The 24,603-nt window shown below is 71.5% G+C and carries 20 protein-coding genes; 11 read left to right on the forward strand and 9 right to left on the reverse strand.

Translation table 11 applies throughout. The annotated features are described in order from the left end of the window. Positions 1 to 95: 95 nt before the first annotated feature. From AB0B58_RS12540 to AB0B58_RS12555, 4 genes are all read left to right on the forward strand, one after another. Complete coding sequence (locus tag AB0B58_RS12540) at positions 96 to 290, forward strand: hypothetical protein (protein ID WP_360222023.1); 195 nt, start codon at positions 96 to 98, stop codon at positions 288 to 290. A gap of 91 nt (positions 291 to 381) precedes the next feature. Beyond that, positions 382 to 1,806, forward strand: coding sequence for a 3' terminal RNA ribose 2'-O-methyltransferase Hen1 (locus AB0B58_RS12545; RefSeq protein WP_360222026.1), 1,425 nt, complete (start codon positions 382 to 384; stop codon positions 1,804 to 1,806). Beyond that, on the forward strand, positions 1,803 to 4,301 hold the full coding sequence (locus AB0B58_RS12550; RefSeq protein WP_360222029.1) for a polynucleotide kinase-phosphatase: 2,499 nt from the start codon (positions 1,803 to 1,805) through the stop codon (positions 4,299 to 4,301). Before AB0B58_RS12545 ends, AB0B58_RS12550 begins: the two co-directional genes overlap by 4 nt. 54 nt (positions 4,302 to 4,355) lie before the next feature. Beyond that, the gene (locus AB0B58_RS12555) at positions 4,356 to 5,225 is read left to right on the forward strand and encodes a DedA family protein (RefSeq protein WP_360222032.1); all 870 of its coding nucleotides are present in this window, start codon (positions 4,356 to 4,358) and stop codon (positions 5,223 to 5,225) included. Positions 5,226 to 5,304: 79 nt separating this feature from the next. Here the strand turns inward: AB0B58_RS12555 and AB0B58_RS12560 are convergent, their stop codons facing one another. The 4 genes from AB0B58_RS12560 to AB0B58_RS12575 all read right to left on the reverse strand — a co-directional run bounded on the left by AB0B58_RS12560 (position 5,305) and on the right by AB0B58_RS12575 (position 9,142). Then, complete coding sequence (locus AB0B58_RS12560) at positions 5,305 to 5,979, reverse strand: class II aldolase/adducin family protein (protein WP_360222035.1); 675 nt, start codon at positions 5,977 to 5,979, stop codon at positions 5,305 to 5,307. Between the two features lie 99 nt (positions 5,980 to 6,078). Further along, on the reverse strand, positions 6,079 to 6,456 hold the full coding sequence (locus tag AB0B58_RS12565) for a helix-turn-helix transcriptional regulator (RefSeq protein ID WP_092549981.1): 378 nt from the start codon (positions 6,454 to 6,456) through the stop codon (positions 6,079 to 6,081). Between the two features lie 825 nt (positions 6,457 to 7,281). Beyond that, on the reverse strand, positions 7,282 to 8,067 hold the full coding sequence (locus AB0B58_RS12570; protein WP_360222039.1) for a hypothetical protein: 786 nt from the start codon (positions 8,065 to 8,067) through the stop codon (positions 7,282 to 7,284). 88 nt (positions 8,068 to 8,155) lie between these two features. Then, positions 8,156 to 9,142: a hypothetical protein gene (locus tag AB0B58_RS12575; protein WP_360222042.1), complete on the reverse strand. Its 987-nt coding sequence runs from the start codon at positions 9,140 to 9,142 to the stop codon at positions 8,156 to 8,158. 378 nt (positions 9,143 to 9,520) lie between these two features. On the opposite strand from AB0B58_RS12575, the gene AB0B58_RS12580 reads away from it, so the two are divergent. Continuing rightward, positions 9,521 to 9,700, forward strand: coding sequence for a hypothetical protein (locus tag AB0B58_RS12580; RefSeq protein ID WP_360222045.1), 180 nt, complete (start codon positions 9,521 to 9,523; stop codon positions 9,698 to 9,700). A gap of 50 nt (positions 9,701 to 9,750) precedes the next feature. Here the strand turns inward: AB0B58_RS12580 and clpB are convergent, their stop codons facing one another. Further along, a complete protein-coding gene (clpB, locus tag AB0B58_RS12585; RefSeq protein ID WP_360222048.1) occupies positions 9,751 to 12,336 on the reverse strand; it encodes an ATP-dependent chaperone ClpB in 2,586 nt (861 codons plus the stop codon). Positions 12,337 to 12,521: 185 nt separating this feature from the next. Here clpB and AB0B58_RS12590 point away from each other — a divergent pair, with 185 nt between their 5' ends. The 4 genes from AB0B58_RS12590 (at position 12,522) to AB0B58_RS12605 (ending at position 16,131) form a co-directional block, all read left to right on the forward strand. After that, positions 12,522 to 13,727 carry a sugar efflux transporter gene (locus AB0B58_RS12590; protein WP_360222051.1) on the forward strand — a complete coding sequence of 402 codons (1,206 nt, stop codon included), beginning with the start codon at positions 12,522 to 12,524 and terminating at the stop codon, positions 13,725 to 13,727. A gap of 22 nt (positions 13,728 to 13,749) precedes the next feature. Next, entirely contained in the window at positions 13,750 to 14,247 is a 498-nt protein-coding gene (locus AB0B58_RS12595) for a cation:proton antiporter regulatory subunit (protein ID WP_360222054.1), read from the forward strand. Positions 14,248 to 14,257: 10 nt separating this feature from the next. Beyond that, positions 14,258 to 15,463, forward strand: coding sequence for a cation:proton antiporter (locus AB0B58_RS12600; RefSeq protein WP_360222057.1), 1,206 nt, complete (start codon positions 14,258 to 14,260; stop codon positions 15,461 to 15,463). Positions 15,464 to 15,684: 221 nt separating this feature from the next. Next, positions 15,685 to 16,131: a hypothetical protein gene (locus AB0B58_RS12605; RefSeq protein ID WP_360222060.1), complete on the forward strand. Its 447-nt coding sequence runs from the start codon at positions 15,685 to 15,687 to the stop codon at positions 16,129 to 16,131. Between the two features lie 12 nt (positions 16,132 to 16,143). Here AB0B58_RS12605 and AB0B58_RS12610 read toward each other — a convergent pair whose 3' ends face one another. The 4 genes from AB0B58_RS12610 to dnaK form a co-directional block, all read right to left on the reverse strand. Next, positions 16,144 to 16,584: a heat shock protein transcriptional repressor HspR gene (locus AB0B58_RS12610; RefSeq protein ID WP_360222063.1), complete on the reverse strand. Its 441-nt coding sequence runs from the start codon at positions 16,582 to 16,584 to the stop codon at positions 16,144 to 16,146. Between the two features lie 26 nt (positions 16,585 to 16,610). Continuing rightward, positions 16,611 to 17,810: a molecular chaperone DnaJ gene (gene dnaJ / locus AB0B58_RS12615; protein WP_360222066.1), complete on the reverse strand. Its 1,200-nt coding sequence runs from the start codon at positions 17,808 to 17,810 to the stop codon at positions 16,611 to 16,613. 68 nt (positions 17,811 to 17,878) lie between these two features. After that, positions 17,879 to 18,502, reverse strand: coding sequence for a nucleotide exchange factor GrpE (gene grpE, locus AB0B58_RS12620; protein WP_360222069.1), 624 nt, complete (start codon positions 18,500 to 18,502; stop codon positions 17,879 to 17,881). Beyond that, entirely contained in the window at positions 18,499 to 20,370 is a 1,872-nt protein-coding gene (gene dnaK, locus AB0B58_RS12625; protein ID WP_360222072.1) for a molecular chaperone DnaK, read from the reverse strand. Before dnaK ends, grpE begins: the two co-directional genes overlap by 4 nt. Before the next feature lie 723 nt (positions 20,371 to 21,093). Between dnaK and AB0B58_RS12630 the strand changes: the two genes are divergently transcribed. Together AB0B58_RS12630 and AB0B58_RS12635 are read left to right on the forward strand one after the other, a co-directional pair. Beyond that, positions 21,094 to 22,917, forward strand: coding sequence for an ABC transporter (locus tag AB0B58_RS12630; protein ID WP_360222699.1), 1,824 nt, complete (start codon positions 21,094 to 21,096; stop codon positions 22,915 to 22,917). Then, on the forward strand, positions 22,914 to 24,593 hold the full coding sequence (locus AB0B58_RS12635) for a GTPase (protein ID WP_360222075.1): 1,680 nt from the start codon (positions 22,914 to 22,916) through the stop codon (positions 24,591 to 24,593). Before AB0B58_RS12630 ends, AB0B58_RS12635 begins: the two co-directional genes overlap by 4 nt. Positions 24,594 to 24,603 lie beyond the last annotated feature (10 nt).

The following is a 24,603-nucleotide window of genomic DNA, read 5'->3' on the forward strand; positions in this document are numbered from 1 at the left end:
GGAAATCGCCCCGATACCTGAGCGCCCGTTTACGCGCGGTCGAGCGGGGGACCCGGCAGCATGAGGGAGTGGCCGCGAGCTGGAGGGGGAGTCACATGAAGTACCTGGAGGACGAGCTCGACCTGGAGGCGCCGGAGGGCGACGCCGCCGAGCAGGCGACGGTTGCCGACCCCGCCGCGGTCGACGACGCCGACGAGGAGGAACCGGCGCTCCCGCGGTCGGTCGAGGTCCCCGAGTGGGACGCCCTGGAGCAGACCAAGGTCGTGCACCTGGAGGACGAGTACCGCTGACCGAAAAACAGTCATTTGGTATGTAACTGACATCTTTGCGGTCCCGTCAAATGGGTCGCCGCCGAGGGCGGCTCGCTGCGATCATCGGCCGGTGCTGCTCACCGTGACGACCACCCGAAGGCCGGCGACCGACCTCGGTTACCTGCTGGTCAAGCACCCCGACAAGGTGCACTCGTTCGACGTACCCACCGGCACGGCCCACGTCCTGTTCCCGGACGCGGCCGAGGACCGGTGCACGGCCGCGCTGCTGCTGGACGTCGATCCGCAGCGGCTCGGTGCCGCGCGCGGCGGTCGCAACCAGCAGCCGGCGCCGGAGTCGTTCACGCTGGGCCAGTACGTCAACGACCGGCCGTACGCGGCGTCCAGCCTGCTCGCCGGCGCGCTGGCCAAGGTCTTCCGTAGCGCGCTGCGCGGCGAGTCGAAGGACCGCCCGGAACTGGCCGGCGAGGCCATCCCGCTGGAGATCCACGTGCCGGTGCTGCGCTGCCGGGGCAGCGCCGCCGCGCTGTTCGAGCCGCTGGGCTGGACGGTCACCGCCACCGCGATCCCGCTCGACGACGTCGACGGCGAACACCCGCTCGCCGGCGACAGCCCGTACGTCGATCTCACCCTCACCGGCACGCTGCGGCTGGCGGACGCGCTCAACCACCTGTACGTGCTGCTGCCGGTCCTCGACGACGCCAAGCACTACTGGGTGGCGCCGGACGAGATCGACAAGCTGCTGCGCGCAGGCGAGGGCTGGCTGGCCGACCACCCGGAGAAGGTGCTGATCACCCGGCGCTACCTGGCGCACCGGCGCTCGCTGGCCACCAGTGCGCTGGAGCGGCTGGACCGTACCGACCCGGACTCCGTCGACGCACCGGCCGACACGGTCGCGGACGAGGAGGCCGAGCTGCCGGTGGCCCGCAGGCGGCCGCTCGCCGAACAGCGGCGCGACGCGGTCCTGGCCGCGCTCGCCGAGTCCGGCGCGACCCGCGTACTCGACCTGGGCTGCGGCGGCGGCGTGCTGCTCGCCGGGCTGATGGCCGACCGCCGGTACACGGAGATCGTCGGCACCGACGTGTCGTCGCGGGCCCTCGACCTGGCCCACCGCCGACTGCGGCTGGACCGGCTGCCCGAGCGGCAGCGCGGCCGGGTGACGCTGTGGCAGTCGGCACTCACCTACCGCGACGACCGGCTGCGCGGCTACGACGCGGCGGTGCTGATGGAGGTCATCGAGCACCTCGACCCGGCCCGGCTGCCCGCGCTGGAGTCCTCCGTCTTCGGCCACGCAAACCCGGCGACGGTCATCGTGACCACGCCGAACGTCGAATACAACGTGCTGTACGAGGGACTGACCGGCATGCGCCACTCGGACCACCGCTTCGAGTGGACCCGCGCGGAGTTCCAGGACTGGGCCGAGCGCACCGCCGCCGGGCACGGCTACGAGGTCGCCTTCCGCGGCGTGGGCGACGCCGACGCCGCGAAGGGCGCACCGACCCAGATGGCGATCTTCACGAGGGGAGAACGGGCATGACCGAGATCGACATTCCGGAGCTCGCGCTCGTCGCGCTGGTCGGCATCTCCGGGTCGGGCAAGTCGACGTTCGCGCGGGAGCACTTCAAGGCGACCCAGGTGCTCTCCTCCGACTACTTCCGCGGCCTGGTCGCGGACGACGAGAACGACCAGTCCGCGTCCGGGGACGCCTTCGACGTGCTGCACTACGTCGCCGGTAAGCGGCTGGCCGCCGGCCGGCTGACCGTCGTCGACGCCACCAACCTGCAGACCCACGCGCGGGCCGGCCTGGTCCGCGTCGCCCGCGAGCACGACGTGCTGCCGGTCGCGGTGGTGCTGGACGTGCCGGAGGCGCTGGCCTGGGAACGCACGCAGGCCCGGACTGACCGCACCTTCGGCCGCCAGGTCCTCAGCCGGATGCACCGCGACCTGCGGCGCTCGCTCGGGCAGCTGTCCCGGGAGGGATTCCGCAAGATCCACGTGCTGCGCGGCGCGGACGAGATCGCGGCGGCCACCATCCGCACCGAGAAGCTGTTCAATGACAAGCGCGAGGTCACCGGCCCGTTCGACATCATCGGCGACGTGCACGGCTGCCGCGCCGAGCTGGAGACCCTGCTGACCACGCTGGGCTACGGGCTGGTCCGCGACGAGCGCGGCCGCCCGGTCGGCGCGGTGCACCCGGAGGGCCGTACCGCCGTGTTCGTCGGCGACCTGGTGGACCGCGGCCCGGACTCCCCGGGCGTGCTGCGCCTGGTCATGGGCATGGTGGCCGCCGGAACGGCGATCTGCGTGCCGGGCAACCACGAGCAGAAGCTGGCCCGCCGGCTTGCCGGCCGCAACGTGCAGCTCACCCACGGCCTGCCGGAGACGCTCGAGCAGCTGTCCCGGGAGGATGAGGCCTTCGTCCCCGAGGTCCGGGAGTTCATCGACGGCCTGGTCAGCCACTACGTGCTGGACGGCGGCAGGCTCGTCGTCGCGCACGCCGGGCTCAAGGAGGCGTACCAGGGCCGCGCGTCCGGCCGCGTTCGCGCGTTCGCCCTGTTCGGCGAGACAACCGGCGAGACCGACGAGTACGGCCTCCCGGTCCGCTACCCGTGGGCCCGCGACTACCGCGGCTCGGCGGCGGTCGTCTACGGCCACACCCCGACCCCGGAACCGGAGTGGATCAACAACACCATCTGCCTCGACACGGGGTGCGTGTTCGGTGGCAGGCTGACGGCCCTGCGCTGGCCGACCCGCGAGCTCGTTTCGGTGCCGGCCGAGCGGGAGCACTACCCGCCGGCCCGCCCGCTGGTGCCGGTGGACAGCAGGCCCGACGAGGGCCTCGACCTGGCGGACGTCACCGGCCGGCGGCACATCGACTACGGGTACGGCCGCACGACGGTCGCCGCGGAGAACGCGGCCGCGGCGCTCGAGGTGATGAGCCGCTTCGCGCTCGACCCGGCGACGCTGGTCTGGCTGCCGCCGACGATGGCGCCGTGCTCGACGTCGACGGTCGAGGGCTACCTCGAGCATCCGTCGACGGCGTTCGCGGACCTCCGCTCGGCCGGCATCACGACGGTGATCTGCGAGGAGAAGCACATGGGCTCCCGCGCAGTGGTGCGCGTCTCCCGATCCGGCGACGGCGACGCGATCTGGACCCGTACCGGCCGGCCGTTCTTCGACGCCGAGCGCAACGGCACGCTGCTGGCCGGCGTCCGCGCCGCGGCCGCCGAGGTCTTCGACGAGCTCGACACCGGTTGGCTGCTGCTCGACACGGAACTGCTGCCCTGGTCGGCGAAGGCCGGCGGCCTGATCCGCGAACGGTACGCGGGCGTCGGCGCCGCCGGACGAGCCGCGCTGCCGGCCGCCCTGGCTGTGCTCCGGAGGGCCACCGGGCGGGGCCTGGACGTGTCCGGGCTGCGGGACCGGCTCGAACTGCGCGCGGCGGAGATCGAGGGCTACTCGGCGGCGTACCGCGCGTACGTCCAGCCGACCGACGGGCTGACCGGCGTGACGCTGGCGCCCTTCGCGGTGCTGGCGGGCGCGGGGGTCAGCTACCGCGACCGGGACCACGGCTGGCACCTCGGCGTCGCGGACCGGCTTGTGGAGGCCGACCCGGGACTGTTCACGCCGACCCGGCGCATGGTGGTAGACCTGGGCGATCCCGCGGCGGAGCGGGCCGCCACCGACTGGTGGCTGGCGCTGACCGCGGCGGGCGGCGAGGGCATGGTCGTCAAGCCGTACGCCGGGCCGGGCGCGACCGACGCGAAGGGCCGGCTGGTGCAGCCGGGCGTCAAGTGCCGCGGCCGGGAGTATCTCCGGATCATCTACGGCCCGGAGTACACCCGCCCGGAGCAGATCGAACGGCTGCGGCAGCGCTCGCTGGGCCGCAAGCGCGGCCTGGCGCTGCGCGAGCACGGCCTCGGCCTGGCCGCGTTGGACCGGCTGGCCGAGGGCGCACCGCTGTGGCGCATCCACGAACTTGTCTTCGCCATCCTCGCGGCGGAGTCGGAGCCGGTGGATCCGCGCCTGTAATCCACAGCATTCGAACAGGTGACTGCGTGGCAGCGGCCGGTACCCTGGCTCCTCGTGGACATCCGTGCGCTCTCCGAGCAGCTTGCCCTGAACCCGATGGACCCGAAGGACCTGCTGCAGACCTTCGGGTTGATCGGCGTCTGGGCGATCCTTTTCGCGGAGACGGGCCTGCTCGTCGGCTTCTTCTTCCCCGGCGACTCCCTGCTGTTCCTGGCCGGCGTCGCGGCGTCACCGGTGGCCGACTCGATCTTCGGTGACGGCACCAAGATCTCCCTGGCCGGCCTGCTGATCGGCGCGCCCCTGTGCGCCATCGTCGGCGCGCAGCTGGGCCACTGGCTCGGCTCGAGATACGGCCGCCGCATGTTCGAACGCCCGGACAGCAGGCTGTTCAAGCGCGAGTACGTCGAGAAGGCGGAGTACTACTTCGAGAAGTTCGGCCCGGCCAAGGCGGTGGTCCTCGCCCGCTTCATCCCGATCGTCCGCACCTTCCTGAACCCGGTCGCGGGCACCCTGGGCATGCCGGCCCGCCAGTTCTTCCTCTGGAACGTGGTCGGCGCGATCCTCTGGTGCGACGGCATCATCCTCCTCGGCTACGTGCTGGCCGAGCGGATCTACGCCGCTATCGGCGACAAGATCGACCGCTACATCCTGCCGGTGGTGGCCCTGATCGTCCTGATCTCGGTGCTCCCGATCCTGATCGAGGTCATCCGCGAGCGGAAGGCGAAGAAGACCACTCCCTCGGACGCCGGTCCGGCCACCGCGATCGGCGTGGTGGCGGCCGCGACCGTGGTCGGCATGGCAGAAGCGATCACGGACCACGAGCCCGGCCACCACGGAGTCCACGAGGCCGGCCACTACGGATCCGGTCACCACGGACCCGGCCACCACGACGCCGGCCACCACGAGCCACGGCACTCGGCCTGACGGGGCGTCTCGCCCCAGGCGAACTACAACGCCCCGCGGCCCGGCTCTGGGGAGAGTCGGGCCGCGGGGCGTTTCTTCGTCAGACCGTGACCGGTGCGAGCGAGGCCAGGCGGTCCAGGAACTCCTCCGGGACTTCGCGGAGGTTCTCCAGGCGGCCCAGGGTCAGCGCCTTGTGGGTCAGCGCCGCGGCCTCTTCCAGGTTGCGGGCCCTCTTGTGGGCCAGCTCGACCGTGTCGGCCATCACGACGCAGCCGTGCTGGCTGAGCACCAGACAGTCTGTGCCGTCTGCCGCCATGGCCGCCGTCAGCGCTGCCACCTCGGTGCCGCCCGGCATGCGGAACGGCACCGTGGAGACGCGCTTCAGGTAGAAGGCGTGGTCGGTCGTGACCAGGCGGATGTGCTCACCGAGCGCATCCAGCAGCAGCACCGTCTGCGGGTGCAGGTGTACCACCGCGTTCACGTCCGGGCGGGCACGGTACAACGCCAGATGGAGGGCGATTTCACTGGTCGGGGGTATGCGTGGGGCCGGAATCTCACCGATGGTCGCGGGAGCGCCGTCGGATATCTGTACCGGTGTGAAGGCCGTCCGGCTGAGTCTGTCCAGCCAGGCGCCGCTGGCGGTCACCCAGCAGGCGTCCTCGTCGGGAATCCGGGCGGACAGATTGCCGCCGGAGCCACAGACCAGTCCGGCCTGGACCACGTCATAGCCCACGTGCGCGAGCTGGTCGCGCAGATCGCCGGGCACATAGTTCACCCGTTAACTCCTAGGGTCCGGGGGGTGGATCCTGATGGAGGTGGCCGGCCTGGCGTCACGCCTGAGGAACGGTGACGCCAGGCTTTGTCGGGTCTATTTTCAGCGGGCCTTCTTCGTGGCCCGCTTGCGTGGCGGGGTGAGCAGGTCCGCGATGGTAGCGATCGCGGACGGGACCAGCCGGTAGTAAGCCCACACGCCACGCTTCTCGCGCTCGAGCAGGCCCGCCTCCGTCAGGATCCGCAGGTGGTGACTCACGGTCGGCTGCGACAGCCCGAGCGGGGCAGTCAGGTCGCAGACACACGCTTCGCCGTCCGTTGCGGACTGGATGAGGCTCAGCAGCCGAAGCCGAGCCGGGTCGGCGAGTGCCTTGAGCACCCCCGCCAGTCGCTCGGCGTCCGCACGTTCAATTGGCTCGCCGGCTAGCGGCGAGATCTGAGGCATTGTCATTTCCGCCAACGCAGTTCCCACGATCTCCATCCTTCCACCAACTGCATCGATTCTCCTGCATGTGCGCAGGAACGAACCGGCTAACTTTCAGGCCGTAAGGCCGAGATCGGTCGAACGGTAGGCCGATCGGTACGTCTGTCCGGCACCCCGCACGGCAGCGTCCGCACTCCGATCAACCATTCCCCGCGACACCGACTTCGGTCTCTGCCTCCTGCAACGCCTCAGCCGCCGTCTGGTCGCTGCTCATCGCCGTCGAGCTCTCGATCCCCGCCCCCGGAGTGAGACGCCCCACATTGTCGATTCACGATCAGGACGGTGACCGTCCGACGTCCGCCCGGTCGTCGGAAGGTGCCGTGTACTGCACCGTCACACGGTGTGGGTCGAGGTCACAGTCAACTTCACGACCCGATGAAAGCACGACACAACGCTACGCGACGGGCAATTCAACGATGAATTTACGCAGGTCGTGGCGGGCTTCCATGACATCGAGAGTACTTCCTGACGGGAAACTGGAACGTTCTGCCCCGCCAGGGCGGAAAGGAACTATTGACCCACGGCATTGCCCCGACGGTATTGGAAATGTTGTTAACTGAAGCGGTCGTCGCCCACCCTTTCGAAGAGGCATAGACGCAGCTCAAAGCACCTTTCCGTGGGGCCGTTCCGGGGCCGGCAGACAACGACCGTCATCGAACGAGTACGCACCGACACCGTTGTCATCGCCGCACGTCTGCCCGTCCAGCGAAAAACACCCACCGAGCGGCAAGCCGAAATCGGCCAGACAGCGAAATTAGGCACATCCTCGGCGCACAACGATACCCGTTCGGGTGACGCACGTTCGTCGATGCATGTCGCCCGTCAGTTGGACGGACGCGACCAGTACTCATCGTCCGGGCCCGGCTGCGGCCGCCCGGCGGGCCCGGACGGCGGGATCGACTGCCCCGCGGCCGGCGGCGCCGAGGGGTACGGCGATCCGTAGCCGCCGGCGGGCCCACCCATGGCCTGCGGGCCGTAGCCGGCCGGCACCGGCGGATAGCCCGCGAGAGCCGGGGCGGCGAAGGGGTCCGGCGGCAGCGGCTTCGGCGCCCGGCCGAAGAACGTGCCGGGGCAAGCGAGCAGCAGCAGACCGACGATCACGTACCCGACCATCTGCGAGATGCCCAGGGCGACATTCAGCGCGACCCACGACCCGGGATACGCGTCGGCCAGCGCGGCCTCCGGCGTGCCCACGGTCGCGTCCCCGCCCAGCTGGACGCCCATGACGACCGTCGAGGCACAGCCGGCGAGCAGGCCGAGGCCCGCGACCACCCAGGTGGCGATCCGGGCGGCGTTGCTGCCCCGCCGCAGCCCGAGCGCCAGGACGACGTAGAGCGCGAAGAGGATCACGGCGAGCACCGCGCCCAGCGCGGCGATGATCCAGACGACCGTGACCATGCCGTCGATGTCCGCGCCGCCCGAGCCACCGACCGCGGCGCGGAACCGGTCGATCGTGCCGGGCACGATCGCGATCGCGGCGATCGCGTACGCGAGCCCGGCCACCGCCATCACGATCAACAGGATCGACGCCAACGTCACCGGCACCGGCCGGCGGGGCGCGGCGGGGGGCGGCGCGGCGGCCGGCGGCGGCTGCATTGCGTACGACATTGACGTCTCCCGATGATCCGTTTCGGACGAACCTACCCGGACGCGCAGCGCGCCGCCGGGCGAGCCGGCGGCGCACTACGAGCGGGGATCAGGCGGGATCGGTCGGCGACCGGCCCGGCCTGTCCTCACCCGGCGGCGGGGGCTGCGGCGCGCTCCACGGATCGGTGGGCGGCCCGCCGGGGGTGTTCGGATCCTGAGCCGCGCCCGGAGCCGGGCCCGCGCCCGGCCCGGAGGCCGGCGGGGTGGCGTCCGGGCCGCCCGGCGGCGGCGTGGGAGAGCCGCCTTGGGACGGTTCCCCGCCGGGATAGGGCGGGTACTGCGGCTGACCCGGGAGCGGCTGGCCCGGGTACGGCGGCTGGCCCGGATACGGCGGCTGGCCCGGGAGCGGCTGGCCCGGATACGCCGGCTGGCCCGGGAGCGGCTGGCCCGGGTACGGCGGCTGGCCCGGGAGCGGCTGGCCCGGGTACGGCGGCTGCCCGGGGTACGGCGGCTGCTGTACCGGGTATCCCGGGTACTGGTTCATCGGGTCCCAGGCGACCGCCGGCTTGCGGAAGTACTCGTTCGCCGCCGGCAGCGCCAGCAGGATCACCGCGGCCAGCAGGGTGAGCACGACGACGACGGTCAGCAGCGTCGAGGCCGGCTCGAACCAGCCCGGCAACTCGCTGGAGAGCCGCTCCTCGACCTCCTTGGCGCTGGGCCCGGAGGTGCTGCCGGTGTCCAGGCCCGTCGCGCCGGTCAGGGCGGTGCCGAGCAGGCCGAAGCCGTTGCAGCAGAGGAAAATGCCGCCGACCACCCAGGTGGTGATCCGGGCGGGCTGCTTGCCGCGGTTGTTGTAGATCGCGAGGATCGCCAGGGCCCCGGCGAACAGGATGTTGACCACCACGGCGCCGACGGTGGCCGCGACGATGAAGCCCTCCAGGCCGGAGTTCGCGGTCCCGTCGTACAGATCGGCGTAGACGTCCCGGACGGTCCCGACCGTGGTCAGCGACAGCACCGCCGCGATGATCGACGCGGCCGCACTGGTATAGAGCAGGTAGGACGAGACCGTCACCACCGACGGACGCGATCTCGGCACTGATGTTCCCGGGTACATCGGATCAGACACGGCGCTCCCTCCTAGATCCACTCACGGTATCGGGCGCACGCCAGATCCGTCGACCGACCGGCATCGGACCATCCCATATGGCAACATCGCCCGATGTGGCACTAAATCGGACGATATAGGTCGCTCGTTCAGGGGGGCGACAGAAGTCGATCGCTGGTCATACACTTCCATCTCGTGGCGCGCCGCAGGCAGCAGAGAGCTCCAGCGGCGCCCCCTGCCCGACCGCGTCGCCGCCCCCGCTCAGAGACAGCCGGGGCCGAGGCAGACCGGATACGGGCTCCTTCCCGATTGCGCAGGCCGCGTGACCATGCCGCGGCCGCCCAGACTCGACAAGGACCGGTGAGTCCCATGCCGCACGCAGACACCCTGACCGTGGTGCACCACGACGACACCAGAACCAGCTACACCGACGTCCGGTACCAATTGCACCGCGACGGGATCAGGATCTGGTCCGACGAGGGCGAGCACGCCTTCACGGACATCCTGATGACACACGCCTACCGGCAACGGGAGGCGCAGACGAGCTAGACAGCGACAGGGAGGGCCCCGCTCGACAGAGCGGGGCCCTCCGCCGCATCTCAGGAACGGACCGAGAGCCCGTCCTTCGTTTCGTTCAACTCCACCACGACGGTGTCGCCGTCGACGATCTCCCCCGCGAGCAGCGCCTTCGCCAGCGAATCACCGATCGACGACTGCACCAGCCGGCGCAGCGGCCGGGCGCCGTAGACCGGGTCGTAGCCCCGCTCGCCCAGCCACAGCACCGCGGCCTCGGAGACCTCGAGGCTGAGCCGCCGGTCGGCGAGCCGGTTGCGCAGCCGGCCCAGCTGGATGTCCACGATGGCGGCCAGGTCCCGGGCGGTCAGCGCCTGGAACACCACGATGTCGTCGAGCCGGTTGAGGAACTCGGGCTTGAAGTGCCCCCGCACGGCCGCCATGACCTCCTCGCGCCGCTCCTCCTCGCCGAGGGTGAAGTCGGAGATGACCGACGAGCCCAGGTTGGAGGTGAGCACCAGGATCGCGTTGCGGAAGTCGACCGTGCGGCCCTGGCCGTCCGTGAGCCGCCCGTCGTCGAGCACCTGAAGCAGCGTGTCGAAGACGTCCGGATGAGCCTTCTCGACCTCGTCAAGCAGCACCACCGAGTAGGGCCGCCGGCGCACCGCCTCGGTGAGCTGTCCGCCCTCCTCGTACCCCACGTATCCGGGCGGGGCGCCCAGCAGACGCGCGACGGAGTGCTTCTCGCCGTACTCGCTCATGTCGATGCGGACCATGGCGCGTTCGTCGTCGAAGAGGAAGCCCGCGAGGGCCTTGGCCAGCTCGGTCTTGCCGACGCCGGTGGGGCCCAGGAACAGGAAGCTGCCGGTCGGGCGGTCCGGGTCGGCGACACCCGCGCGCGCCCGGCGTACGGCGCCGGCGACCGCGGACACCGCCTCGGCCTGGCCGACCACCTTGGCCTGCAGCGACTCCTCCATGCGGAGCAGCTTGGCGGTCTCGCCCTCCAACATCCGGCCGGCCGGGATGCCGGTCCACGACGCGATGACCTCGGCGACGTCGTCCGCGGCGACCTCCTCCTTGACCATCGGCGGCTCGGTCTTCTCCTCCTCGGCCGCCGAGGCGTCCTCGATCTCGGCGATCAGCGCGGGTATCTCCTGATACTGCAGGCGGGAGGCCTTCTCCCACGCCGCGTCGCGCTGCGCCCGCTCCAGATCGGCCTGCGCCTCGTCGAGCCGCTTCTTCAGCTCGCCGACCCGGTTCAGGCCGCTGCGCTCGCGCTCCCAGCGGGCGTTCAGCGCGGTGAGCTCCTCCTCGCGGTCCGCGAGATCGCGCTCCAGCCGCTGGAGCCGGGTGATCGACGCGGGGTCGGTCTCCTTCGCCAGGGCGAGCTTCTCGACGCGCATCCGGTCGACCTGGCGCTGCAGCTGGTCCAGCTCGACCGGCCGGGAGTCGATCTCCATGCGCAGCCGCGAGGCCGCCTCGTCGATCAGGTCGATGGCCTTGTCGGGCAGGAACCGGTCGCTGATGTAGCGGTCGGACAGCGCGGCCGCCGCGACCAGCGCGGCGTCGGTGATCTGCACCCGGTGGTGTGCCTCGTACCGGCCCTTGAGCCCGCGCAGGATGCCGATCGTGTCCTCGACGGTCGGCTCGCCGACGACGACGGGCTGGAAGCGCCGCTCGAGGGCGGGGTCCTTCTCGATGTGCTCGCGGTACTCGTCCAGGGTGGTCGCGCCGACCATCCGCAGCTCACCGCGGGCCAGCATCGGCTTGAGCATGTTGCCGGCGTCCATCGAGCCCTCGCCCTTGCCCGCGCCGACGACGGTGTGCAGCTCGTCGAGGAACGTGACGACCTGCCCGTCGGAGTTGCGGATCTCCTCGAGCACGCTCTTGAGCCGCTCCTCGAACTGCCCCCGGTACTGCGCTCCGGCGACCATCGCGCCGAGGTCGAGCGAGACCAGCTTCTTGTCGCGCAGCGTCTCGGGTACGTCGCCGGCCACGATGCGCTGGGCCAGGCCCTCGACGATCGCGGTCTTGCCGACGCCGGGCTCACCGATCAATACCGGGTTGTTCTTGGTACGCCGGGAGAGCACCTGTACCACGCGCCGGATCTCGGCGTCGCGCCCGATGACGGGATCGATCTTTCCGTCGCGGGCCAGCGCGGTCAGGTCCACGCTGTACTTCTCGAGCGCCTTGTAGGTCTGCTCGGGCTCCGCGGTGGTGACCCGGCGGTCGCCCCCGCGGACGGCGGGGAACGCCCCGACCAGGGTCTCCTCGGTGGCACCGACGTCGCGCAGGGCCTTGCCGACCGCGCCGCCGACGCGGGCCAGGCCGGCCAGCAGGTGCTCGGTGGAGACGTACTCGTCGCCGAGCGGCTTGGCGATCAGCTCGGCCTCGCCGATCGCGTTGACGAACTCCCGCGACAGGCTGGGCTCGGCGGTGCTCGCACCGCGGGCGGAGGGCTGCTGCTCGACCGCGCGTACGGCCGCGCGCCGCACGTCCGCGGGATTGGCGCCGACCGCCCGCAACAGGGCCGCCGCGGTGGAGCCGCCGGTGTCGAGCAGCGAGAGCAGCAGATGCCACGGCTCGACGGTGGCGTGTCCACGCTGGTTTGCGTCGGCAACCGCGCCGGTGATGACGTCACGGCTCTTGGTGGTCAGGCGTTCGGTGTTCATGAGCTCCCCTGGATCGGATCAAGTTCCCGAGTAGTCCAGCAATCCGAGACTTGAGCGTATTCCACTCAACTCTAGGTCGGCGACACCACCCGGGGGCTCTCCGGCCGGCTCGCATACCCCTCCAGCACCGACCGTAACGGGAAACACGGTGCGCAACGCGTCACGCGGGCCGTAGCGTGGCCGCGGTGACCCAGAAGACATCCGCTCGACCGGCATCGCGCCTCGGTCGGGCGCTGCTTCCGCTGGGCCTCCTCTTCCTCGCCGTCGGCACCTCGACGGCCCTGTTCAACCCGTTCCTGTCGCTGTTCCTCAGCACCGAGGTCGACGCGGGCCCGATCGAGATCACGGTCTTCCTGATCGTCGCTCCGCTCGGTGGTGTGCTCGCCTCCTCGCTGATCGGCCGGTTCTCCGACCGGCGGCAGATCCGGCGCGCACTGCTGATCGGCGGCGCGACGGCCGGCGTGATCGGCACCGGCGTCACCGCGGTGGTTCGCGACTACTGGGTGCTGCTCGCCCTCGCGGTCACCGCCTTCGCGATCGCCGGCTCACTCTTCCCGCAGTCCTTCGCGTACGCCCGGCAGGTGCTCGAGCGCGACGACCCGGCGCGCGCGCCGGTGGGCATCAGCGCGCTGCGTACGGTGTTCTCCCTGGCCTGGGTCGCCGGGCCGCCGCTGGCGGCGTTCCTCCTCGCCTCTGGCGGTTTCGCCTGGGTGTACGGCACCGCCGCGCTGATGTACGCGCTCGCGGCCCTGGTCGCGATCCTCTGGCTCGACGAGGTTCCGGCGCCGGCGCCCCGCGCCGCGGACGATCCGATCGACGAGCGGGTCGTCGCCGGCCGGTGGACGCTGTGGCTGACCGCGGCCGCGTTCACCCTCCTGCAGACCCCGCTGACGCTCGCGGTGCAGGCGCTGCCGCTGTTCATCGGCACCGAGCTGCAGGGCGACGTCGCCGACGCCGGGCTGCTGCTCGGGCTCTGCGCCGCGCTCGAGATCCCGCTGATGCTCGGCCTGGGCCTGCTCGCCGTCCGGCTGCCGTTGCGCCGGCTGCTCCTCGCGGGCGCGGCCTGCGGCGTCGCGTACTACGCGCTGGCCGCCGCGGCCACCAGCCTCTGGGTGCTGGTCGCCGGCCAGGCGCTCAACGCCCTGTTCATCGCCGCGGTCACCGGGCTGGGCATCTCCTATGTGCAGAACATGCTGCCGGGGCACCCGGGACGGGCGACGACGCTGTTCACCAACGCGTTCCCGCTGGGCGCGATGCTGGCCGGACCGCTGTTCGGGCTGGCACAGCATTTCGACTACCGGCTTGCCTACGTGCTCTGCACGGCACTGTGCGCGGCGGGCCTGCTGCTCCTGATCGTGGTCCGTAACGACCGTGCGACCCGGCACGCATGACAGATCAGCTACCGTTGGTCCCGTGCGCGTACGGGTAGAGCAGACACCGCTTCCGGGCATCGGCGTCCGGCATGACCTGATCACGTCATCCGGCCGCACCGTCGGCGTGGTCTCACACCGCAACGGCCGCCGTGACCTCGTGCTCTACGACGTGGACGATCCCGACGCCTGCCTGGCCTCGATACCCCTCACCGACGACGAGGCGGAGGCGCTCGCCGACGTGCTCGGCGCCTCCCTCATGCTCGGCCAGCTGGCCGGCCTGCGGCAGCAGGCCGCGGGCCTGCTCACCGAGCAGGTCGCCCTGCCGGCCGGTTCTCCGTTCGTCGGCCGCCGCCTGGGCGACACCCGCGCACGCACCCGCACCAGCGCGTCGATCGTCGCGGTGCTGCGCGACCGCGAGGTGATCGCCTCCCCCGGCCCGTCATTCCTGTTCGAGGCGAACGACGTGGTCGTCGCCGTCGGCACCCGCGACGGCCTGGACGGTGTCACCGCCATCCTGGCCGGCGACACCGGCGACTGAGGCGCCGCCGGTGCACGGCACCACGGCCCTGCTCATCGAGGTCGGCGCGCTCCTGTTCGCGCTCGGCATGCTCGGTCGCATCGGCCGCCGCTTCGGCCTCTCGCCCATCCCGCTCTACCTGCTCGCCGGGCTCGCCTTCGGGCAGGGCGGCCTGCGCCCGCTCCCGGCCAGCGAGGAGTTCATCGAGGTCGGCGCCGAGATCGGCGTCATCCTGCTGCTGGTCATGCTGGGCCTGGAGTACTCGGCGAGCGAGCTCGTCGGCAACCTGCGCTCGGCCGCACCCGCCGGCGTGATCGATGCGCTGCTCAACGCCCTGCCCGGTGCCGGTTTCGCGTTCCTGCTCGGCTGGGGCTGGGAGGCCGCCCTGGTGCTGGCCGGCATCACCTGGGTCTCGTCCTCCGGGGTGATCGCCAAGGTGCTCGGCGACCTGGGCCGGCTCGGTAACCGCGAGACCCCGGTGATCCTCTCGATACTCGTCATCGAGGACCTCGCGATGGCGTTCTACCTGCCGGTGGTCACGGCCGTCCTGGCCGGGGTCGGCCTGCTCGGCGGGGTGAAGGCGCTCTCCGTCGCGGTGCTCACGGTGGTCGCGGTGCTGGTGGTGGCGATCCGGTACGGCCACGCCATCTCGAGATTCATCTCGGTGAAGGACCCCGAGGCGCTGCTGCTCAGCGTGCTGGGCCTGACCCTCTTCGTGGCCGGTGTCGCCGCCGAGCTGCAGGTGTCCGCCGCCGTGGGCGCCTTCCTCGTCGGCATCGCGCTCTCGGGTCCGGTGGCGCACCACGCGACCCAGATCCTGTCGCCGCTGCGGGACCTGTTCGCCGCGGTGTTCTTCGTCTTCTTCGGGCTCTCCACCGACCCGGCCGCGATGCCGCCGGTGCTCCTGCCGGCCCTGGCGCTGGCCGTGCTGACCATGCTGACGAAGGTGTTCACCGGCGTGCTCGCCGCCCGCCGGGGCGGCATCGCGCTGCCCGGCCAGATCCGCGCCGGGCTCGCCCTGATGCCCCGCGGTGAGTTCTCGATCGTCATCGCCGGGCTGGCCGTCGCCTCCGGGGTCGAGCCCGAGTTGGCACCACTCGCGACGGCATATGTCCTGATCACGGTCGTCACCGGCCCGATGCTTGCGCGTTTGACCGACTACGCCTGGTTCAAGGGTATGGTCCGCAAACGTATGGCCGTGCGCCGTCCTGTCGGACCTGTTCCCGCCGCTGATTGACCTGCCGGGCGGCCGAGCAGCATAACGCTACTGATTAGTATCCGAAAGTGATCTCCTACGCCTTCCGTTACCCGTATACGGCGCGCTAACGTGTCGCCGCGACAACAACGTGTTATCGGGTGACCAGCGACTCGCCGGATGCAGGGATGCCTTCCCGGCGGGCCAGCACGGCCCTCTGCCGGGGAGGACGGCGGCATGAGTGAGCTAAACGAGGCGGCGTCGTGACCGTGAGTGAGTCGACATTCTTCGGGTTCGCGAACCCGGTCGATCCGCGACCGGAGGAGCTGCAGGCCTGGGCGTACCATCCCGAGGCCGTGCCACTGGACGCGATGCCGTCCGACTGGGACCTGCTCATCGCCGGTGACGTGCTCGCACCGACGCTCTACGAGCTGGCGATGGACCGGCAGTGCCCGGCCCGCCGATTCGCGCTGCACTGCATGTACATCTATGCCGCCGACGGCGTCCGGCCGAACGCCTCGGCGCAGCGCAAGCGCCGCATGAAGAAGTACGTGGAGCGCGCGGAAGAGGTCGGCGACGAGCAGATGGCGACGTGGGCGCACAACTGCCGGGTGCTGATGACCCGCCCCGAGCTGTTCGACTACGAGGACTGGATCGAGGGCGGCCTGGTCCGCCACCCGCGCCGCCTCGCCGCCTTCGGCCGACGCTGAGCCTCCGCGTTCCTACTTATCCCCGGCGCGCCGGGGGCGCCACACCACCAGGGCCGTCGACGGACGCTCCTGGCGGACCAGGTCACGGCCCGGATAGGCGTGCATCGCCTCGAGCTGGGCGATCTGCTGATACGCGTTGCCGAGCTGCTGTTCCAGCTCGGCAACGCGTTCCTGCAACTCGCCCACGAGCTGCTCGAGCCCGATGATCCGCTTGATGCCGGCCAGGTTGACGCCTTCCTCCTGGCTCAGCTTCTGCACCTCGCGGAGCAGGGCGACGTCGCGCTCGCTGTAACGCCGGCCGCCGCCGCCGGCCCGGCCCGGCTGCACCAGGCCGAGCCGGTCGTACTGGCGCAGGGTCTGCGGATGCATCCCGGCCAGCCTCGCGGCTACGGAAATGATCAGGACCTTCGCGTCGGAGGCCTGCTCCACCGAGATGCTGATCTCTTCATACATGTGCCACCTCCTGACAGGTTCCTGAGCTAGCCGCGGCGCAGCCGGGCCTCGATGCGCTCCCGCTCGGCGTTGGGCGTGAGCTTGGCGAACTGTTCCAGTGCGTCGCGGGCCTCGGTGCTCACCGCGGCAACCGCGGGTACCTGCACCTCGACGGTTACCAGCAGATCGCCGGTCTGGCCGTCGCGGCGCTGCACACCCTTGCCACGCGCCCGCAGCGTGCGGCCGCTCGGCGTGCCGGGCGGCACCCGCAGCGTGACCGGACTGTCCAGCGTGGGCACTCGCAGGTCGGTGCCGAGCACCGCCTCCGCGAACGTGATCGGCACGGTCAGCGTGATGTCGTCGCCGTTGCGCCCGAACAGCTCGTCCGGCCGGACCTTGACCTGCACGTACAGGTCGCCGGCCGGGCCGCCCTTGTCGCCCGGCTCGCCCCGGCCGCTGAGCCGGATCCGCTGACCGTCGGCGACGCCGGCGGGAAAGCGGACGTTGATCGTGCGGTTCTTGGTGACCCCGCCCGTGCCGCGGCACTCCGGGCACTTCTGTTCGACGATGCTGCCCGCGCCCTGGCACTCGCGGCACGGCTCGGAGAAGCTGAACGAACCCTGGTTGCGGGAGATCAGCCCCGAGCCGTGGCACTGCGGACAGGTCCGCGGCACCGTTCCGGGCTTCGCGCCGTTGCCGTGGCAGGTGTCGCACACGCCCGGCGATCGAAGCGTGAGCGGCAGGGTCGTGCCCTTGACCGCGTGCCCGAAGTCGAGCGTGACCTCGGCCTCGACGTCCCGGCCGCGCTGGGGCCCCCGGCGTCCCGCTCCCGCCCCGCCGGCACCACCGCCGGAGAAGATGGAGCTGAAGATGTCGGAGAAGCCCGCGCCACCGAACCGGCGGTCACCGGCACCGCCGGCCTGACCGGCACCGCTGAACCCGCCGCCGAACAGGTCGGACGGGTCGAACTGGGTGCCGCCCGCGCGGGCACCCCGGCGGAACGCGCCCGAGCCGAACAGGGAGCGCATCTCGTCGTACTCTTTGCGCTTCTTGTCGTCGGAGAGCACGTCGTACGCCTCGGACGCGGCCTTGAACCGGTCCTCGGCGTCCGTGTTGCCGGGGTTGTGATCGGGGTGGTTCGCCCGGGCCAGCTTCCGGTACGCCTTCTTGATCTCGTCGGCGGAGGCGGACTTGCCCACCCCGAGAACGGCGTAGAAGTCCTTCTCCAGCCAGTCCTTCGAACTCATCTAGTCCACCTCCTCCAACGGATATGCCGGTGTCCCGCCCGCCTCACGGCGGGCGGGACTGGTGGTCGTCACGCGGGATCGGCGACCGCGACCAGGGCGGGCCGCAACAGCCGCTCGCCCAGGCTGTAACCGCGGCGCATGACCTCGACGCAGGTCGGCTCCGTGACGTCCGCGGACGTCAGGTGCGCGACCGCCTCGTGGCGGGTCGGGTCGAACGGGTCGCCCTTCTCGCCGAACGCCACGATCCCGAGCTTGCCGACCGAGGCGCCGAGCGCCTCGGCCACGGTGGCGAACGGACCGACCAGGTCGCCGTGCTCCCGGGCCCGGTCGATGTCGTCCAGCACCGGCAGCAGCGCGGTGAGCACCGCGCCCGTGGTCTGCTCGGCCGCCGCGCTCCGGTCGCGGTCGACCCGCTTGCGGTAGTTGGCGTACTCGGCCGTCACCCGCTGCAGGTCCCGGGTCCGCTCGTCGAGTTCGGTACGCAACGCCGCCAGTTCGGCGCCGAGGGCGGTCGCGGCGACGGCCACTTCCTCCTCCGGCTCCTCGACTGCGCGGTGCGCGCCCCCCGCGGACTCCTCCTCGGCCTCCTTGGCCACCGTGGTGCCCTTACCCTTCACATCGATCTTGCGCCGGTCCCGGATGACGACGCGCTCGGTGCCCTGACCGTCGTTCTCGTCGTCCGAGCGGCTCACTTCTTGTCGTCCTCGACGATCTCGGCGTCCACGACGTCGTCAGCACCGCCGGACGGGCCCGCGCTCGCGCCGGCGCCACCGGGCGCGCCCTGGGTGCCGTCGGGGCCCGGCGCATCCTGCGTGCCGTCCTGGCTCTGCTGCGCGTACAGCAGGGAACCGGCCTGCTGCGAGACCGAGGCCAGCTTCTCGTGCGCGGTCTTGATCTTCTCGATGTCGCTGCCGCCGAGTGCGCCGCGCAGGTCGCCCAGCGCCTCGCTGATTCCGGTCCTGCTCTCCTCGGGCAGCTTGTCGCCGCTCTCGGCGAGGAACTTCTCGGTCTGCCACTGCAGCTGCTCGGCCAGGTTGCGCGTCTCCGCGTCGTCCTTGCGCTGCTTGTCCTCGTCGGCGTGGTCCTGCGCGTCGCGCATCATGCGCTCGATGTCGTCCTTCGGCAGCGCGGAGCCGCCGGTGATCGTCATCTTCTGCTCCTTGCCGGTGCCCATGTCCTTCGCGGCGACGTGCACGATGCCGTTCGCGTCGATGTCGAAGGTGACCTCGATCTGGGGCACGTTGCGCGGTGCCGGCGGCAGGCCGGTCAGCTCGAAGGTGCCGAGCTTCTTGTTGTAGGCCGCGATCTCGCGCTCGCCCTGGAAGACCTGGATCAGCACGGACGGCTGGTTGTCGTCGGCCGTGGTGAAGACCTCGGAGCGCTTGGTCGGGATCGTGGTGTTGCGCTCGATGAGCTTGGTGAAGATGCCGCCCTTGGTCTCGATGCCCAGCGACAGCGGGGTCACGTCGAGCAGCAGGACGTCCTTGACCTCACCCTTGAGCACGCCGGCCTGCAGGGCGGCGCCGACGGCGACGACCTCGTCAGGGTTGACGCCCTTGTTCGGGTCGCGGCCGGTCATCGACTTGACCAGGTCGGAGACGGCGGGCATGCGGGTCGAGCCGCCGACCAGGATGACGTGGTCGACGTCGGCGACCTTGATGTTGGCGTCCTTGATGGCCTGCTCGAACGGGCCCTTGCAGCGGTCCAGCAGGTCCTGCGTCATGCGCTGGAACTCCGAACGGCTCAGGTTCACGTCGAGGTGCAGCGGGCCGGCGGGGCCGGCCGTGATGTAGGGCAGGTTGATGCTGGTGGTCGACGCGGCCGACAGCTCGATCTTGGCCTTCTCGGCGGCCTCGCGCAGACGCTGCAGCGCCATCTTGTCGTTGCCCAGGTCGATGCCGTGCTCGCCACGGAACGTCTTGACCAGGTGGTCGATGACCCGCTGGTCCCAGTCGTCGCCGCCGAGGTGGTTGTCGCCGGAGGTCGCCTTGACCTCGATGACGCCCTCGCCCAGCTCGAGCAGGGAGACGTCGAAGGTGCCGCCGCCGAGGTCGAAGACCAGGACGGTCTGCTCCTTGGAGCCCTTGTCCAGGCCGTATGCGAGGGCGGCGGCGGTGGGCTCGTTGACGATGCGCAGGACGTTGAAGCCCGCGATCTCGCCGGCCTCCTTGGTGGCCTGGCGCTGCGCGTCGTTGAAGTAGGCCGGGACGGTGATGACCGCATCCGTGACCGACTCGCCGAGGTAGGCCTCGGAGTCGCGCTTGAGCTTCATGAGCACCCGCGCCGAGATCTCCTGCGGGGTGTACTTCTTGCTGTCGATGTCGACGGACCAGTTGGTGCCGACCTCGCGCTTGACCGAACGGATCGTCCGGTCGGGGTTGGTCACCGCCTGGCGCTTGGCCACCTCGCCGACGAGCACCTCGCCGTTGCGGGCGAAGGCGACGATGGACGGCGTCGTCCGGGAACCCTCCGCGTTCGCGACGACGGTGGGCTCACCGCCCTCCAGAACGCTGACGCAGGAGTTCGTGGTGCCGAGGTCGATGCCGACCGCTCGTGCCATGTTCGCTTCCTCGCTTCTTGCCAAAATCTTCGAATGTCTTGGGTTCTCAAGTTGAGTGGACCGGGCTCAATGATGCCACGGGGATGCACATGTGCAAGTCAAAGTTGAGTCCAGGCGGCGCAAGTCACGTTCGGGAGGTACCTGTCCGGTCACGGCCGCGGGGTACCTGTTGTCTGCGATGCATAGATCGGGCACGCTTTACCCGTGACGACGCACGGTGACGCGGTCGGTCCGTCGGCCACTCCCGCCGTAGCCGACCCGCCCCCCACAAAAGCCCAGGCGAACGGCGCTTCGACGGCCCCGGTCCGCACAAAATCAGACAAACCATCTCATACGGCAACAACCGCCGATGCCGCAGGCCCTCCCACCGGGGCCGAGCAGCCGGAGGCGGACGCCGCGCCGGAGTCGGCCGCCGCCGCTCCACCGAAGCCGGAGTGGCCCCCTGCCACGGCCTCCACCACGGGAAACGTCGTGACGACGAAGTCGAAACGGCCCGCCGAGGTCGATGCCCCGGACGAGTCGATCACCGAACCCGGCACCGTGGACGAAGACCGGCCGGAGAGCGCTCCCGCGATTCCAGAGGCGGCGACGCCGGATGACGGCCCCGAGGCCGCGAAAACGAAGCCGGTCGATGAACCGATGCCCACAGACACGATTGACGCGGATTCCGACCCTGCCACTCCCGCCGACTCCGTGCCGGCCGAAACGGCGGCGCCGTCCGGCATGTCCACGGACCCCGGGGCCGCCGCGGAGCCACCGCCGGCCGCGGAACCGGTGACCGAGGTCACGGAACCGCTGACCGAGGCGGAGCCGGACCTGCCGGTCGAGCCGCCGGCCGCCGTCGGCGAGCTCGCCACCGCGCTCTCCCGGCTGCGCGCGGCGATCGGCGGTGCCACGTACCCGCTGGTCATGCCCTCGGCCGAGGAGGCCGGGCGGATCGGCACCGCCCTGGTGTCGCAGTTGGACGACTACCTGCTGCCGCGCCTCGCCCGGCTCGACGCGCCGCTGCTCGTCGTCGTCGGCGGCTCCACCGGCGCGGGCAAGTCCACCCTGGTCAACAGCCTGGTCCGGGCGCCCGTCAGCACCGCCGGCGTGCTGCGGCCGACGACCCGTTCGCCGGTCCTGGTCTGCCACCCGTCCGACTCCCCCTGGTTCCGCCAGGGCCAGCTCCTGCCGAGCCTGACGCGCACGGCGGAGGGCTCCTCGGACCCGCGGGCGCTGCAGCTGGTCTCCGCGCCCGCGCTCGGACCCGGCCTCGCCTTCCTCGACGCCCCGGACATCGACTCGGTCGTCGAGGGGAACCGGGCGCTGGCCGCGCAGTTGCTCGCCGCGGCCGACCTGTGGTTGTTCGTCACGACCGCCGCGCGCTACGCGGACGCCGTGCCGTGGGAGCTGCTGACCACCGCCCGGCTGCGCGGCACGGTGATCGCGCTGGTGCTGGACCGGGTTCCGCCCGAGGCCGCCGGCGAGGTCTCCACGCACCTCGGCGAGATGCTCGCCGCCCGCGACATGGGCGCCGCGCCGCTGTTCGTGCTGCCGGAGTCCGCGCTGGACGGGCAGGGCCTGCTGCCGGAGGGTGCGATGCGACCGCTGCGCGACTGGTTCGCGCAGCTCGCGGCCGACGCCGAGGCGCGCGCGGCCGTCGTCAAGCAGACGCTGGACGGCGCGCTCGCCGCGCTGGGCCCGGCCGTCGCCGGACTCGCGGAGGCCGCGGACGAGCAGGCCAAGGCCGCCAAGGCCCTGGACGAGCGGGTGACCGCGGCCTACCGCACTGGCCGCCGCACGATCGAGGCGGGCCTGCAGGACGGGCGCCTGCTCCGCGGCGAGGTGCTGGCCCGCTGGCAGGAGTTCATCGGGACCGGCGAGTTCCTCAGGACGCTGGAGTCGCGGGTCGGCCAGCTGCGCGACAAGGTCGTCGCGGCGGTCACCGGGCGCCCGGCGCCGGGGCGCAATCTGCAGGCCGCCCTGGAGACCCAGCTGGTCACCCTGCTGCGCGGGGTCGCGGCGGACGCGGCGGAGCAGGCGTACTCGGCGTGGCAGGCGCACCCGGCCGGGGCGGCGCTGCTGGATCCGGCCCTGCAGAAGGCGTCCGCGGACCTGCCGCAACGCGCCGAGCGCGTGGTCCGCGACTGGCAGCGGTTCGTGCTCGACCTGGTGCGCAGCGAAGCCGGCGACAAGCGGACCCTCGCGCGCGGCACCGCGTACGCGGTCAACGGCGTCGGCCTGACCGTGATGGTCGCCGTCTTCACCTCGACCGCGTTCATACCGACCGGCGCCGAGGTGGCGGTCGGCGCGGGCACCACGATCGCCGCGCAGAAGGTGCTCGAGGCGCTCTTCGGCGACCAGGCGATCCGCACCCTGGCCGCCCGGGCGCGCGAGGAACTTCTCGCGCGGGTCGACGTGCTGCTCGAGGCGGAGGCGGCCCGCTACACCGACCGCACCGCGGCCGTGCGGCTGGAGCTGGAACCGGGCGCCGCCCTGCGGCAGGCCGCGGCCGATGTGGAGCGTGCCAGGGAGGAAGTCGCGTTGACCGGGACGCCGTCATGAGCCTCGTCGAGCGGGTCAAGAACGCGCTGGCGCGCGACGACCGGGTGGACCCCGAACAGCTCGTCGCGCGGCTCGACGCGCTGGGTCGCTTCCTGCGCGTGACCGACCCGTACCTGCCGGACAACGACCTGGTCGCCGCGCACACGCTTGTCGAGCGGGCCGGCAGCCGGCTCGCCCTCTCCCAGGACCACACGGTCGTCGCCCTCGCCGGCAGCACCGGCAGCGGCAAGTCCAGCCTCTTCAACGCGCTCGCCCGGCTGAAACTCTCGCCGGTCGGCGTGCGGCGGCCGACGACCGGTGTCGCGCACGCGTGCGTCTGGGGCCCGCTCGGACCGGCGAACAAGCTGCTCGACTGGGTCGGCGTGCTGCCACGGCAGCGCTACATCCGCGAGAGCGCCCTCGACGGCGACGACGAGGCCGCGCTGCGCGGGCTCGTGCTGCTCGACCTGCCCGACTTCGACTCGGTCGAGCGCGGGCACCGGCTCGAGGTCGACCGCCTGCTCGGCCTCGTCGACCAGGTGGTGTGGGTGGTCGACCCGCAGAAGTACGGCGACCGGATCCTGCACAACGCCTATCTGCGGCAGTTCAAGCAGCACAGCGACATCACGATCGTGGTACTCAACCAGGCGGACCGGCTCTCACCCGGCGACACGGAGATCGTCCTGACCGACCTGCGGCGGCTCCTCACCGAGGACGGCCTCACGGACGTACCGGCGATGGCGACCTCCGCGAAGCAGCCCGGCATGCTCACCGAGCTGCGCGCGGCCCTGGAGAAGACGGTCGCCGAGCGGCAGTCCGCGCTGCGCCGTCTCGCCGGCGACCTTGACCTGGTCGCCGAGCAGCTCGGCGCGACGATCGGCCCGCCCGCCGCGGAGGACGAGGTCGACCGCGCGACGGTGCGGCAGCTCAGCGAGGCGCTCGCCGCCTCGGCGGGCGTGCCGGCGGTGGCCTCGGCGACCGCGGGCGCGTACCGGCACCGGGCGATCGCCAGCACCGGCTGGCCGCTGGTCCGCGGCGTTCGCAAGCTGCGCCCGGACCCGCTCAAGCGGCTGCACCTCTCGACCGAGAAGCCCGCGCCGTCGACCGACCTCGTGCCCGTCTCGCGCACCTCCCTCCCGGAGGCCGACGCGGCGCAGAAGTCCGCGGTCGGTCTGTCCGTGCGGGCGGTGGCCGCGCGGGCGGCCGCGCCCATCCCCGAGGTCTGGGCCCCCGCGCTGAACGCCGCCGCCCGTTCCCGGCTGGGCGACCTGCCCGACGCGCTCGACCGGGCGGTCGCCCGGACCGATCTGGGCATGAGCCGCAAGCCGCTCTGGTGGACCGCGGTCGGGCTGCTGCAGTGGCTGCTCACCATCGCGGCGGTCGTCGGCCTGGGCTGGCTCATCGCGGGCTACGCGGTCCGCATCATCGGCCTGCCGGCGTTCGACGACCCGATGGTCGGCGAGGTGCCGCTGCCGACGTTGCTGCTGCTCGGCGGCCTGTTGCTGGGCGCGTTGCTGGCGTTGCTGCTGCATCCGATCGTCAACCTGGGCGCCAAGCGTGCCGGCCGGCGTGCCGAGCAGCGGCTGCGCGTCTCGGTCACCGAGGTGGCCCGCGAGTACGTGGTCGCGCCGGTCCGCGAGGTGCTGAACTCGTACGCGCAGGCGCGGGAGGCGTTGACGGTCGTCCGTTCGGAATAGGGCCCGCGGC

It is taken from the genome of Actinoplanes sp. NPDC049118, assembly GCF_040648555.1.
Classification (GTDB): domain Bacteria; phylum Actinomycetota; class Actinomycetes; order Mycobacteriales; family Micromonosporaceae; genus Actinoplanes.

Excerpts from the sequence above, each read along its gene's own strand:
- dnaK (WP_360222072.1), bottom strand. The coding sequence starts at position 20,370 with ATGGCACGAGCGGTCGGCATCGACCTCGGCACCACGAACTCCTGCGTC.
- dnaJ (WP_360222066.1), bottom strand. The coding sequence starts at position 17,810 with ATGAGTTCGAAGGACTGGCTGGAGAAGGACTTCTACGCCGTTCTCGGG.
- AB0B58_RS12580 (WP_360222045.1), top strand. The coding sequence starts at position 9,521 with ATGCCGCACGCAGACACCCTGACCGTGGTGCACCACGACGACACCAGA.
- AB0B58_RS12630 (WP_360222699.1), top strand. The coding sequence starts at position 21,094 with ATGTCCACGGACCCCGGGGCCGCCGCGGAGCCACCGCCGGCCGCGGAA.
- AB0B58_RS12540 (WP_360222023.1), top strand. The coding sequence starts at position 96 with ATGAAGTACCTGGAGGACGAGCTCGACCTGGAGGCGCCGGAGGGCGAC.
- AB0B58_RS12570 (WP_360222039.1), bottom strand. The coding sequence starts at position 8,067 with ATGTCGTACGCAATGCAGCCGCCGCCGGCCGCCGCGCCGCCCCCCGCC.
- AB0B58_RS12610 (WP_360222063.1), bottom strand. The coding sequence starts at position 16,584 with ATGTATGAAGAGATCAGCATCTCGGTGGAGCAGGCCTCCGACGCGAAG.
- AB0B58_RS12565 (WP_092549981.1), bottom strand. The coding sequence starts at position 6,456 with ATGGAGATCGTGGGAACTGCGTTGGCGGAAATGACAATGCCTCAGATC.
- AB0B58_RS12635 (WP_360222075.1), top strand. The coding sequence starts at position 22,914 with ATGAGCCTCGTCGAGCGGGTCAAGAACGCGCTGGCGCGCGACGACCGG.
- AB0B58_RS12550 (WP_360222029.1), top strand. The coding sequence starts at position 1,803 with ATGACCGAGATCGACATTCCGGAGCTCGCGCTCGTCGCGCTGGTCGGC.
- clpB (WP_360222048.1), bottom strand. The coding sequence starts at position 12,336 with ATGAACACCGAACGCCTGACCACCAAGAGCCGTGACGTCATCACCGGC.